Here is an 11479-nt window from a genome sequence, read left to right on the forward strand (position 1 = left end):
CGGGCCGGCCCGTCCGGTGCTGGCCTGGACGAGCGTGCGGTGCCGGTGTGGACGCCGGAGGCTGGGTCGGGTGTTGGTGTGGACGCCGGTGTGGACCGGTGCCGGTGCCGGTGCCGGTGCCGGTGCCGGTGGATCAGTGCGTGATCTCCCAGAGGTCCGGGCCGATCGGGTACTGCGTCGTGCCGACCGTCTCGGTCGGGCGCAGGGCGGCCTTCGCCGTGGTGAGCGCGGTCTGCGCACCGGTGCCGTAGACCTGGACGACGAGCTTGGTGCCGAACTTCGACGCGGCCTGCACCGCGAGCACCGACTCGTCCGTAGGGCGCACCACGATGTCGCCGACGATCTTCGCGCCGCGCAGGTCGAGGTTGAAGGCCGTGACCTTCTTCTGGCCCGACATCTTCGCCTTCGAGGCGATCTCGGTGACGTAGATCGCCTGCACCGTGTTGTCGACCGGCGGCAGCGGTGGAGCGGGCGGCGGGGGCGCCGGCGGGGCGGGCGGAAGGTACACCCCCCACCTGGGGGTCTGTGACTTCGCCAGGCGGTTGAGCACCGCCTGGGTGGGGTGCGCGTGGAAGCGCCGCTTCACCCCGGAGCTGATCACCGCGATGGACGGGCGCAGCGCCGAGATCATGAAGACATCGTTGCTGCTCATGCTGCCGTGGTGACTGGCCTTCATCACCGTCACCTGCCCGGCCACCGGGAACTTCGCGGCGTTCGCCGTCGCCGTCAGCGTCCGCGGGAACCTGGCTTTGACCGCCGGACCGAGCACCGTCTCGACGTCGCCGTGGCTCGACATCTTCGTGGCGCCGTGGGCCACCGCCGCCTTGTTCGCCCCGGTGTTACCGCCCGCCTCGGCGCCGTTGCCGGCGATGTCCCCGGCGGCGTAGAACCGGAACGAGCCGTACTCGACCAGCACGCTGATCGAGCGGTCGTTCTGGTCGACGTCCTTGGTCTTGATCTTCTTGATGCTCGTGGTGGCCTCGTCCCAGACGCCCTGGGCGGCGGCGAGCACGTGCACGTTGATGTCCAGCCCGCCCTCGCCCTTGCCGAGGGTGAACGTCGTCGGGGCCGTCGCGGTGTCCTCGAGACCACCGGGGCCGATCGTGACGACCCTGGTCACCGTCGGGTACGCGGTGGTGGCCTTGCGGGCCCGGCCGACGTTCGCCGCCAGGTCCTTGTTCACCGGGTTCGACTTGCCCTTCGTCGCGGCGAACTGGGGCCGGTAGATCGTGCCGACCCGGTAGCGCTCCTCCTCCTTTTTCTCCTTCCTGCTGGTCGGCTTCCCGGTCTTGGCGTGGACCCCGGTGACGACGACCTCGTAGCTGCGCCGCAGCAGCGTGTCCAGCCCGTCGCCGTGGTCATCGTGGTGATGGCTGAGCATCACGGAAAGGTTCGGAACGTACGCGGCCGTGGCCGGGATGACACCGACCCTGCGCAGGTAGGTGAGGACGGTGTCGCCGTACGGGCTGGAGCCGCCGTCGATCAGCAGCGCCTCGACCACCGTGCCGTACAGCGGGACGGCTTTCTGCACCGCGTACGGCAGATAGTCGATCAGGTCGGCCGGCGGCGCCAGCCCGCTGACCTTCTTGATCTCCGCCGCGACCTTGGTCAGATCCCGGTTGACCACCAGGACGGAATCGCCCTGCCCGACGTTGATGACATGGATCTCCAGGCGCGCGCTGGTCACCGCGAATCCCCCCGTGGCCAGGGAGAAACCCCTTCCCCCCCGGGCCGGGGAGCAGACTCTCACGAATCGTGGCGACATGGATGCAGACCGCAGAAACATCGGCGAAGCCGGACAGAAACCTGTGCTTCGCGTTGAAACCGCGGCTCCCACGTGGCGATCCGCGGCCCGCCCGCCCGGCGTGGGAGTGACGGCGGTCGGCGGCGGGTGAGGACGACCCGGCCCGGCTGGATCGATCGTCGAGCTCCTCGAGGAGCTCGACGAGAAGATCGCGGCGCACCCGGAGATCGTCCGGATGACCGAGCAGCTACGCCACACCCTCACCCCCGCCCTGCTCACCGGCGCGGTTCCGCTCCAGGGCAGCTGGTAGATCGGCCGTCGCAGTCGCGCTCCGCCGACCAGGAGATCTACCTGCGGGCGCTGCGTGCCGCCGGCGCCGTCGACGAGATCGCCAAAGGCCGGTACATCACCAAACTCATCAGGGCACCTCTCGCCGTGGCGGGGCCGAAGGGCCAGCCGGTGCTCGCGTCACCCGGCTGGCCGGTGATGGTCCAGGATGCGACGGGTCAGCCGGTCCGCGACGCCCGATTCCTGGTCTCCGTCGCGCAACGGGAGGAGAAGGGCTCCGATGTCAACGTCGCCTCCCATCTTCTGCTCGACCTCCTGCACCGGCGGATCACCGCCGCCGTGGTGATCAGCAACGACAGTGACCTGGCCTTCCCGGTGTGTCAGCGAGCTGTGTGGGGGCCGTCGTGGCGATGCGGGTGCGCAGGGCCTCACCGGGAAGACTGTCGACCTGCCGCCACGCGGCGGCGGTGATCTCCTCAGTCTGAAGAGTCCCCAGGTCAGCGGCGGTATGGACCAGGAAACGGACATCAATGTGCTGATGCGCCGGCTCGCCCTTCACCGGGTTCGCGGGGATGGGATGGACGTCGACATGGACCGGCGCGCTCCCGGCGGGCACGACCGCTGCCCGGGCGATACCGGTCTCCTCACACAGCTCCCGCAGCGCGGCGTCCCGCAGGGAATCGTCGGTGGCCTCCAGGTGGCCTCCGGGCAGAAGCCACCGGTCCAACGCCCGATGCCGGACGAGCAGCACCCTTCCGTCGGGGTCGCGCAGAACGGCACCGGCGGTGACGTGGCCGCGGAACTCCCGCCGGGAGGTGAGGTCGGCACCGGCGTCGAGCAACGCGAACACCGCGGCGAGGCTGCCCTCGTCCTCGGGATGACGGGCGACGTAGCTGGTCAGGACCGTCCGGATATGCGCCGCGGTGATGGGCACGAGGATCCTCCTGCGAAGTCGTCGAGCCAGACCGCAGAGATCATGACATGGCGTCAGCGACACACGGGCACAGGCACGCCGCCACGCCCGTCCGCCACGGCGGGCGTGCTCCTCGGCAGCCGGGTCAGCGAGGGTGGACAGGATCGCCGCGGTCTGTGCGCAGGCCAGGTCCTCATCGACGGGGATGGTGCCGGGGAGCATCTGCCCGGTCCACAGATGTGCCCATGACCGGCCGTTTCCTGGTTCGATCCGAGCTGTTCGATCGACTGACCGGCCGGGTCGCGGGCGAGGTCGGCGGCGACCGCGACCTCGCGGTCAGGATCGTCGACCAGACGCTCGCGTTCCTCGCCGCCAGCGCGGCGAACCCGGACACGCGCCTCGTTCCGAGCCGGCTCGTCGACGTCGGGTGGCACACGTTCCTGCTCCACACCCGCGACTACACCGCGTTCTGCAGCCAGATCGCCGGCCGGTTCCTCCACCACGTCCCCACCGAGCCGACTGGTGAGCCGTCGGCATCCGGCAAGGACGGCGACGAGAACGAGGAAACGCGGACGGAGCAACGACCTGGCCGCCGTCGTACACGGCACCGACGGCGAGTTCCGCGTGATCGACTGGGGTTTTCCCGGGGCGGCCGCCGGCTGGGTCGACAGCGCGTTCCTGACAATCCGGCTCGTCGCGGCCGGACACAGTCCACGCGATGCTGAGGCATGGGCGGCGGCCCGACCAGGCTGGCCGCCCGACGGGCGCGGCGACCGCGGTGGCACCGGGGAGGCGCTGACCGCGTTCGCCGCCTACGTGGCCGGCCTGTGGACGTACCGGGCGGTCACCGACGGGGTGGACGGCCCGTGGGTCCGGGCCGCCCGCGACTACGCGGCCTGGCGAACCGGCGTCGAGATCGTCTGAGCTGGTGGTCCGCCGGCCCGGCGCTCGGGTCGGCGTCCCGAGGTGACTACGACCGTGGCCTGGCCTGGCGGTGGGTCCGTCCCGGGCGGGGATCTTCGAGCCAGCGCCACCACGGGTCGAAGACGAGGTCGGTGAGCTGCGCGTAGCCGGCCGCCGCGGGGTGGGCGCCGTCGCCGTCGGCGATCCCCTGCCGCCAGGACGGCTGATCTTTCAACGCGGCGAACACGGCGACGTAGGGGACGTCGTGTTCCGCGCAGACGGCGGCGTACCGCTCGTCGAGGGCCGCGACGCGTTCGTCTCTGCCCGGGTCCCCCGAGGGCGGCGGTCCGACCATCAGGACGGGCAGGAGCGGCAGTGCCTCGGCGAGGAGAGCGACGAGGTTCGCCACCGACGTGTCAGGAGGGACCCGTGGGCCCTGGCCGTCCCAGGTCATGTCGTTGACCCCGAACGACAGCACCAGCCGGGCTTCCTGCTCCTCGGGTAGACGCGGCAGGCACTCGTGCCGCCACCGGGCCCGTATCCGCGTCGACGTGTCCATACGGATCCCGAGGTTGTAGGCGGTGAGATCCACGCCCCGGCGCTCGGTGCGGGCCGCCAGGCGCCCGACCCAGCCCAGGCGCGTCGGGTCGCCGACCCCTGCGGTGAAGGAATCCCCGAGAAAGCAGACACGTATGTCCCTGACGGCCGGTGTCCGCGGTGGTGAGATCTGGTCGGCGAGCGTCCGGGTGAAGACGACGCGGTGCAGGCCCGGTCCGTCGTAGTCGCGGTGGGCGGCGACGTCGTCGATCGTGATGTCGCCGGGTTCGACCTGGAAACCGAGGCCGGTGTGGAACGCCAGCGAGGTCGCGTTGCCCGGGCTGGTGATGCACTGCACCCGGCTGCGGCCCCGGGCGGCTGCGAGACGGAAGAACCGGCGGTAGAGACCCTCGGCGACACCCCGGCGGCGCAGCGACGGATCGACCCCGACGAAGTGGATGTAGGCCGCCTCGGGCTGGGACTGGGACATGAACCCGATGAGGAACGCCACCAGCCGCCCATCGGCACGTTCCACCAGGTAGCTGCTGTCGGTGAAGTGCTGGAAGAACAGCCTGGGAAGCAGCAGGCTGCGCTGCAGCGACCCGGCGTCGCCCTGGAAACCCGCCCACCAGTCGTCCAGGACCGCCAGGACGCGCCGCTGGTCGTCGGCGCCGGGATGGCGCAGCACCAGACCGTCAGGAAGATCGTCGACCATGTGCCGACCCTGGCACAGCCACCCGGATCACCACCAACCCTTTTCAGAGGAACCCCACGCCTTCAGAGGAACCCGCCGCGCACTCGACATCACATCGCTCACCGCGGGCCGGCGGGCCCCTTCGTCATCTCGGCCGCGATCTGGTCGATCTGGTGGCACAGGCCGCTCAGGGGGGCGGTGAGGTCCAGCGGATGGAAGACGATCTCGATGCCGGTGGCGAGGGTGTAGCTGCGGCGGACCTCGGTGGGCGTGGCCACGTAGACGACGTGACCGGACGGTAGGCCGAGAGCGGTGCAGTAGGCGAGGAGAAAGAGCGACCGGCCGATCGGTACCTTCGGCTGGATCCGCACGGCGACCGCATGCGGGTCCGTGCCGAACACCGCCGAGCCGACTCGTCGACCGTCGACCGTCGACCTGTCAGCCGTTGCTTCCTCGGCCGCCGGCGCGGAGCGGGAGAGCGCGGCGGCCGCGGAGGCCGCGGCGCGGGACAAGGCCTACCGCGAGCAGGGCTGGATCGTGCGGACCGCGGCCGCCTGGCAGCCAGCCGACCTCGCCACGAAGATCGACGATCCGTTCGGCCCGTGGAGGGATGGCGAGTCATGACCGACCAGACCAAGGTGACGCTGCGCATCCTCGACCGGGCCGACAAGGAGATCGTCAAGCTCAGCCGGGCCGAGAGCGCCGTCTACGACTTCCAGCGCACCTTCCGGCAGAACCCGAACACCCCGGGCCTGCACTTCAAGCGTCTCAGGGGAAACTCCCGGCTGGCGACCGCTCCCTGCTCTTCGTGGCAGCCACCCGGGCGCGCGATGACCTGGCGATCTTCTGGCACGGCCACCCCAGCCCGTTCCTCACTCCCCTCCACACCACCGAACCCGGGTAACGCCCCGACCCCCTCGGGGCGCGCCGAGACCGTGCCCGGTCCACGGGTCGGGACGCCGTCCCGCTCCTGATCGTCCAGACGATGATGGAAGCGCATCAAGCGGCGCCCGGTACTCCCGTACCAGCGGCCTCGCTCATGCGGCGGGTGAGTTCGTCGGCGTCGATGTAATGGCGGGGGTGGGCGTAGTACTTGCCGGCCTGGTCGGTGAGCACCTCGATTCCCTCCCCGCGTAGAAGCACGGCGGCCTCGTCCGGGCTGCCGGTGCCATCGGGGCGGATCCAGCCGGTGGGGATGGCACCGCCCTTGGTGAGCACGCGGTGGGGGTGGGGGAAGTCGGTGGCGGTGTTGGCGACGCGGCCGACGGCCTGACCGCCGCGGCTGTGCCCGTAGACGACCTGGGAGATGTCGCCGTAGGTGGTGAACTCGCCGGGACCGACTAGTTCGGCGGCGCGCAGGATCTGGTGGCGCTGCCGATACAGGGCGGCCAGCCGCCAGCGCTGCGGGGTGGTGGAGACCATCTCGACGATGCCCTGCTTCTGCAGCGCCTGCAGGGTGAGGTAGGCATTGGGCTGCTCCATGCCGACCAGGCGGGCGACCTCGGCGGTCTTCATCCCCTCCTCGGTGGCGATCAGCAGGATCTCGGCGATCTCCTGTTGGCGGGGTCCACGACCGGTCGGCAGAGCGATGTTCCCGATCTCCGCGGGGGCCTGGTCGCGGGCGGGGTGCTGACGGGTGAGCGCGGCCCGCTTCGCCTCCGCATAGACACGCAGAGCCTCCGCGATCCCTTCCGCAAGAGCGATCTCCGGGGTAACCATAGTTTGCCTCCTACCAAGTTAAGTTGGTAGCCGACGATAACAAGTGACTTCGAGGCATATCAAGGATGCTTAGATCAGCAATAAGTATGACGTGTGTCACCCTCTCGGGCTGCGGCGGTGCCGACACAACGGAGACGACGGCTGTGTCCACACCCGCCAGGCCGGGCACATCCACGCTCCCCCACCTCTCCGACGATCGCCGCGCGCGACCCCCAGCCCGCGGCGTGGGTGTCGTCCAGGCCGATGGTGGCTGTGCATGGTCGACGGCGATCGGAACGCCCGCCACGGTGGTGACGGGCAGCGGTGGCGTCTGTGCGCAGCACCCCGGGCCGGTGACGCCTTCGCGGGCCCGGATGTCCTGGGCCAGGCGGCCGGCGTCGTTCTGCGCGAGGAACATCGCCAGACGCACGTCACTGCCCGGCGCAGCCAGGCCTCGCACGACGTTCCCGCCGACCCCGTCGGCCTCGAGGCGCAATGGGGAGTGGGGAGCACGCGTAACACACGGGACGCGGTGCACCAGGAAACCCTCTACGGGGAGCGGGCTGGGTGCCGCCAGGCCACCCGTCCCCGCCGTCGTCGTTGACGGCTGTCGCGGGTGGGCGGCGGCTCGACTCGGTCCGTCAGGTCAGCAGGAGCGAGTGAAGGGTCTGCCGGCGAATCGGTCGGCGAGGAAGCCGATGGCGTCACCCTGGGCGGTGAAGATGGTGGTGGCGTGTTCACCCAGGTAGCTTCGCCAGCGTATGGGTGCGCCGGCCGCGCAGTAGGTGTTCTTCAACGCCTCGGCCTGGGGGCGGGCGACCAGTTCGTCGATCGGCCAGGCATGGTAAAGGAAGGTCGGCACCTTCGGCGGGACGGAGCCGAGTTTCTGCTCGTTGATGCGGTTGATCCAGGCGGGCGTGTTCAGGGGATTGGTGGTCGTGTAGTCGCTGATCTTCCGGAACGGGTAGGCGATGAGGCTTTCGATGCAGGAGGTGGCGAGGGTGCCGAAGAAGGTCCTGCCGGCGTCGTTGAGATAACCGTCCAGGTTCAGTTCGGGGTAGGCCGCGTTGAGTCCCGAGGCGGCCATCGCCAGGACGGCGAAACCGAGGCCGCCGTCGAGCTGTCCGGCAACGGCCATCAGGTCGGCGGGCACACCGCCGGCCGAGATGGCGCGCAGGTTCAGTTCCGGGGCGTACGTCGGCTGGAGTTCGCCGGCCCACGCGGCCGCGCCGCCGCCCTGCGAGTAGCCCAGCAGGCCGACTGGGTTGGCGGTGCTCAGGCCGGTCGCGGGCAGCCGCTGGGCGGCGCGGACGGCGTCGAGGACGGCGTGGCCCTCGGAACGGCCGACCACGTAGGTGTGGACCCCGGGGGTGCCGAGCCCTTCGTAGTCGCTCATCGCCACGGCCCAGCCGCGCCGCAGTGCCTGGTCGATGAAACCCTGGTTCTGGGCGACGCTGACGAGGGGGTTCTTCGACGGGGCGCACTGGTCACCCAGACCGACCGAGCCCGAGGCGACCGCGACGACGGGCATACCGACCGGGCTTCTGCCCTTGGGAACGAAGATGGTTCCGGAGACCGCGTTCGGCCTCCCCTGGGCGTCCTGCGAAAGATACAGAACCAGGTAGACGCTGGCGTTGCTGACGTCGCTCTTCTTGCGGTACCAGATCACGTCACCGGGCGCACCGGCGGGCAGTGGCGACGGCGGGATGTAGAAGGCGTCCCCGGCCGGTCCTTCGCCGGCGGCCGCGACGGCCGCGGTGGCCGGGGCCGCACTGATCGCGACGGGAACGATCGCCGCGGGTATCACGAGTGCCAGCGTCACGATGATCGATCCGATTGATCTCCGCGGTCGTGAACCGCGGCCGGATAACTTCTGCCACATGCCGATCGACCTTCTTTCTCCAGGGGAACGGCTACGCACCAGGGGACGTCACCAGAGCGGCGGGAAGGGCACAGACGTGCACCGGGACGGCCGGCGAAAGCGTTCGGGGTTTCCCGGTGGTGACCCGACCGAGATTGAGCGCCAGCGAGGTCCACCGACCGGCCCGGCGGTTCCGGTGCCTGACGGCGGAATGTTCGGAGAGGGCTTCCTGCGGGGGGCTGGCCGCCACTGCGAGCAGCACGTTCTGTCGTGATCACTTCCCACGCCGGGCAGCACCCCCCATTTTGTTACCCGCCGGTACTACCAGCGAGTAGGTTTCGGACCTTAACAATTCCGCCACCTTTTGCCCATACCGCGACGACGCCAGATCCGGGCACACCTGCTCCGCGCACCGTCCCAGCCCGCCAGGACCGGCGAGTCCGGTCGTGCGGCACGACCCTGGCAGCTTGCAGGCGGCCGACAACCTCCCAGCTCAGCGCCCCTGTGCCCGCCCCCACAGGCGATCCCGCGCGGCGCGAGGAACCGACACGGCCACGGCTGGCCCCGGGCGCTGCGCGCCGCCGGCAACGTCCGCCCGCAATAGCACCAAAGTGTCGGCCGCGGCGATGAGGACACGGCGTACTCATCCGTCCGGTCACGGATACGGGGTGACCGGACGGAGCCGCCTACCATCTACGTGAGCGGAGGGACGTCAGCGGATGGATTCGACCACGTTCCGTATCGGTGGGGATCTTGCGGTGAGCCGGCTCGGGTTCGGGGCGATGCGGCTGCCAACCGAGCCGGGCGCCGATCGCGAGCGGTCGATCGCCGTGGTTCGCCGGGCCGTCGAGCTGGGGGTGACACTGATCGACACCGCCTTTCTGTATGGCGGTGGCGCGAACGAGCAGCTTCTCGCCGAAGCCCTGTATCCCTATCCGGACGACCTGCTGATCACGACCAAGGTGGGTGTCGCGCAGACGGGCCCGCAGGGCGAGTGGCGGCTGGATGGCCGGCCGGAGATCCTGCGCGACCAGGTGGAGCAGGCTCTACGCCGGCTCCGGATGGACCGGATCGAGCTGCTGCAGCTGCACCGCGTCGATCCCGAGGTGCCTGTCGCCGATCAGCTTGGCACGCTGCGGGAACTGAGAGACGCGGGCAAGGTGGGCCGGATAGGCCTGTCCGAGGTGAGCGCGGCCGAGCTCGCGCAGGCGCGGGAAATCGTCGAGATCGTGAGCGTGCAGAACCGTTACGGCGTGATCGACCGTGAGCACGAGCCGGTGCTGGCGGCCTGCACAGCGGCGGGGATCGCGTTCCTGCCGTGGCGGCCGCTGGGGGCGGCGGTGGCCCCGGGGGCGGCGTCCGGCGACACCGCCGAGGTCGCCGCGGTTGCGGAGGAGCTGGGTGCCACCGCGGCGCAGGTGGCCCTGGCGTGGCTGCTGCACCGGTCGCCGGTGATCCTGCCGATTCCCGGGACGGCACGACCCGACCATCTCGAGGAGAACATCGCCGCGGCCGAGCTACGTCTGGCACCGGCTCACCGGGAGCGTCTTGAGCGGCTGGCGAACCCCGCCGGTCACAGCACCAGCACCTAGCCGAAGCCGTGCGCCCGGCACCCCTCAGGCCTCAGCACCCCCTCGGGTGGAGGCCTGCAGCGACTCGGTGATCATCGTCAGGTCACGGATGAGTTCCCGGGCGGTCTCCAGGTCGATGCCGTAGCGCTGGAACAGCCGCAGCGGCACCTCCGCCGCCCGGGCCCGCAGCTCCCGCCCCCGCTCGGTCAGGGCGATGAGGACGCGGCGTTCGTCCGCCCGGTCGCGGGTGCGGGTGGCCAGGCCGAGATCCTCGAGGCGTTTGAGCAGCGGAGTGAGCGTGCCGCTGTCGAGGTGGAGCCTGGCGCCGATGTCACCGACCGTGAGTGGTTCGGATGCCTCCCACAGCACCAGCATGGTGAGGTACTGCGGGTAGGTGAGGCCGAGCTCGGCCAGCTCCGGCCCGTAGGCACGGATGGCGGCCCGGCTCGCCCCGTACAGCGCGAAGCAGAGCTGGTTGCCCAGCTCGAGCTGGGGTAGACGGTCCGCCATGGGATGAACAGTAGCAGACACCTCTTGCATCATTAGATTGTGCACAATATGGTTGGCCACAACCTAACTTCGAGGAGCCAAAAGACCATGGATGCTCTCTACACGGCGATCGCAACCGCCTCGGGCGACGGCCGCAACGGCCACACCGAGAGCGAGGACGGCCTGCTCTCCGTCGACGTCCGGATCCCCAAGGAGATGGGTGGTGCCGGCGGGGCCACCAACCCCGAGCAGCTGTTCGCCGCCGGCTACGCGGCCTGCTTCCACTCCGCCCTCAAGCTCGTCGGCCAGTCCGAATCCGCCGACCTGGAGGGATCACAGGTCTCGGCCAGCGTCTCCATCGGCACCCTGCCCAGCGGCGGGTTCGGCCTGGCGGTCGAGCTCGACGTCCACGCCCCCAACCTCGACAAGGCGACCACCGAGGCCCTCGTCGAGAAGGCCCACCAGGTCTGCCCCTACTCGAACGCCGTCAGGGGCAATGTGGACGTCGCCCTCAGCGTCGTCTGACCGTTCCTTCGACGAGGCCCGCGGCGACCAGGCCCGCGGGCCGGTGGGCTTTGTGGACGTCAGCGACTCTGCTGCTTAATTCGGCTGGGTGTCGTGGGTGCGGCATGATCTCCTGTGCGGTCCGGGTCGCCTCGTGGGCCGCGGGAGGTGGGGCACATGTCGTTGCAGCCGAAGGGGCTGCCGGAGATCCCGGCGCAGACGGTGGCGGTCGCGCGGGCGGCGTTCCCGCGGGGGACGTTGGCGATGCGGCTGCGGG

13 protein-coding genes are annotated in these 11479 nt (G+C 70.2%); 6 read left to right on the forward strand and 7 right to left on the reverse strand.

Going from position 1 to position 11479, the window contains the following annotated elements:
• Window positions 1-133 precede the first annotated feature (133 nt).
• Window positions 134-1687 carry a ComEC/Rec2 family competence protein gene (locus B207_RS0121890; RefSeq protein WP_018638736.1) on the reverse strand — a complete coding sequence of 518 codons (1554 nt, stop codon included), beginning with the start codon at window positions 1685-1687 and terminating at the stop codon, window positions 134-136.
• A gap of 691 nt (window positions 1688-2378) precedes the next feature.
• Entirely contained in the window at window positions 2379-2966 is a 588-nt protein-coding gene (locus tag B207_RS0121900; RefSeq protein WP_018638738.1) for an NUDIX hydrolase, read from the reverse strand.
• Between the two features lie 501 nt (window positions 2967-3467).
• Between B207_RS0121900 and B207_RS37080 the strand changes: the two genes are divergently transcribed.
• Complete coding sequence (locus B207_RS37080; protein ID WP_018638740.1) at window positions 3468-3869, forward strand: hypothetical protein; 402 nt, start codon at window positions 3468-3470, stop codon at window positions 3867-3869.
• A 46-nt stretch (window positions 3870-3915) separates the two neighbouring features.
• On the opposite strand, the gene B207_RS37085 is transcribed toward B207_RS37080, so the two are convergent.
• Window positions 3916-5100 (reverse strand): GNAT family N-acetyltransferase, encoded by a 1185-nt coding sequence (locus B207_RS37085; RefSeq protein ID WP_018638741.1) that lies wholly within the window; start codon window positions 5098-5100, stop codon window positions 3916-3918.
• A gap of 98 nt (window positions 5101-5198) precedes the next feature.
• Window positions 5199-5480 (reverse strand): hypothetical protein, encoded by a 282-nt coding sequence (locus B207_RS0121920; protein ID WP_018638742.1) that lies wholly within the window; start codon window positions 5478-5480, stop codon window positions 5199-5201.
• Between B207_RS0121920 and B207_RS0121925 the strand changes: the two genes are divergently transcribed.
• Both B207_RS0121925 and B207_RS0121930 read left to right on the forward strand, forming a co-directional pair.
• Window positions 5470-5703, forward strand: a complete 234-nt coding sequence (locus B207_RS0121925; RefSeq protein ID WP_018638743.1) for a hypothetical protein — start codon at window positions 5470-5472, stop codon at window positions 5701-5703. The two genes, B207_RS0121920 and B207_RS0121925, sit on opposite strands and share 11 nt — an antisense overlap.
• Entirely contained in the window at window positions 5700-6053 is a 354-nt protein-coding gene (locus B207_RS0121930) for a hypothetical protein (protein WP_018638744.1), read from the forward strand. Before B207_RS0121925 ends, B207_RS0121930 begins: the two co-directional genes overlap by 4 nt.
• Window positions 6054-6078: 25 nt before the next feature.
• Here the strand turns inward: B207_RS0121930 and B207_RS0121935 are convergent, their stop codons facing one another.
• Entirely contained in the window at window positions 6079-6798 is a 720-nt protein-coding gene (locus B207_RS0121935; protein ID WP_018638745.1) for an MGMT family protein, read from the reverse strand.
• Between the two features lie 256 nt (window positions 6799-7054).
• Between B207_RS0121935 and B207_RS0121940 the strand changes: the two genes are divergently transcribed.
• On the forward strand, window positions 7055-7381 hold the full coding sequence (locus B207_RS0121940) for a hypothetical protein (RefSeq protein WP_018638746.1): 327 nt from the start codon (window positions 7055-7057) through the stop codon (window positions 7379-7381).
• Window positions 7382-7423: 42 nt separating this feature from the next.
• Here the strand turns inward: B207_RS0121940 and B207_RS0121945 are convergent, their stop codons facing one another.
• Window positions 7424-8659 (reverse strand): lipase family protein, encoded by a 1236-nt coding sequence (locus B207_RS0121945; RefSeq protein ID WP_063820955.1) that lies wholly within the window; start codon window positions 8657-8659, stop codon window positions 7424-7426.
• 698 nt (window positions 8660-9357) lie between these two features.
• On the opposite strand from B207_RS0121945, the gene B207_RS0121950 reads away from it, so the two are divergent.
• Complete coding sequence (locus B207_RS0121950) at window positions 9358-10230, forward strand: aldo/keto reductase (RefSeq protein WP_018638748.1); 873 nt, start codon at window positions 9358-9360, stop codon at window positions 10228-10230.
• A gap of 24 nt (window positions 10231-10254) precedes the next feature.
• Here the strand turns inward: B207_RS0121950 and B207_RS0121955 are convergent, their stop codons facing one another.
• Complete coding sequence (locus B207_RS0121955; protein WP_018638749.1) at window positions 10255-10719, reverse strand: MarR family winged helix-turn-helix transcriptional regulator; 465 nt, start codon at window positions 10717-10719, stop codon at window positions 10255-10257.
• A gap of 87 nt (window positions 10720-10806) precedes the next feature.
• On the opposite strand from B207_RS0121955, the gene B207_RS0121960 reads away from it, so the two are divergent.
• Complete coding sequence (locus B207_RS0121960; protein WP_018638750.1) at window positions 10807-11223, forward strand: organic hydroperoxide resistance protein; 417 nt, start codon at window positions 10807-10809, stop codon at window positions 11221-11223.
• Window positions 11224-11479: the final 256 nt, after the last annotated feature.

It is taken from the genome of Parafrankia elaeagni (genome assembly GCF_000374165.1).
Taxonomy (GTDB): domain Bacteria; phylum Actinomycetota; class Actinomycetes; order Frankiales; family Frankiaceae; genus Parafrankia; species Parafrankia elaeagni.

Bases quoted from the DNA above. Each gene is read 5' to 3' on its own strand.
- B207_RS37085 (WP_018638741.1), bottom strand. From the start codon at position 5,100: ATGGTCGACGATCTTCCTGACGGTCTGGTGCTGCGCCATCCCGGCGCC.
- B207_RS0121930 (WP_018638744.1), top strand. From the start codon at position 5,700: ATGACCGACCAGACCAAGGTGACGCTGCGCATCCTCGACCGGGCCGAC.
- B207_RS0121935 (WP_018638745.1), bottom strand. From the start codon at position 6,798: ATGGTTACCCCGGAGATCGCTCTTGCGGAAGGGATCGCGGAGGCTCTG.
- B207_RS0121940 (WP_018638746.1), top strand. From the start codon at position 7,055: ATGGTCGACGGCGATCGGAACGCCCGCCACGGTGGTGACGGGCAGCGG.
- B207_RS0121945 (WP_063820955.1), bottom strand. From the start codon at position 8,659: ATGTGGCAGAAGTTATCCGGCCGCGGTTCACGACCGCGGAGATCAATC.
- B207_RS0121950 (WP_018638748.1), top strand. From the start codon at position 9,358: ATGGATTCGACCACGTTCCGTATCGGTGGGGATCTTGCGGTGAGCCGG.
- B207_RS0121955 (WP_018638749.1), bottom strand. From the start codon at position 10,719: ATGGCGGACCGTCTACCCCAGCTCGAGCTGGGCAACCAGCTCTGCTTC.
- B207_RS0121960 (WP_018638750.1), top strand. From the start codon at position 10,807: ATGGATGCTCTCTACACGGCGATCGCAACCGCCTCGGGCGACGGCCGC.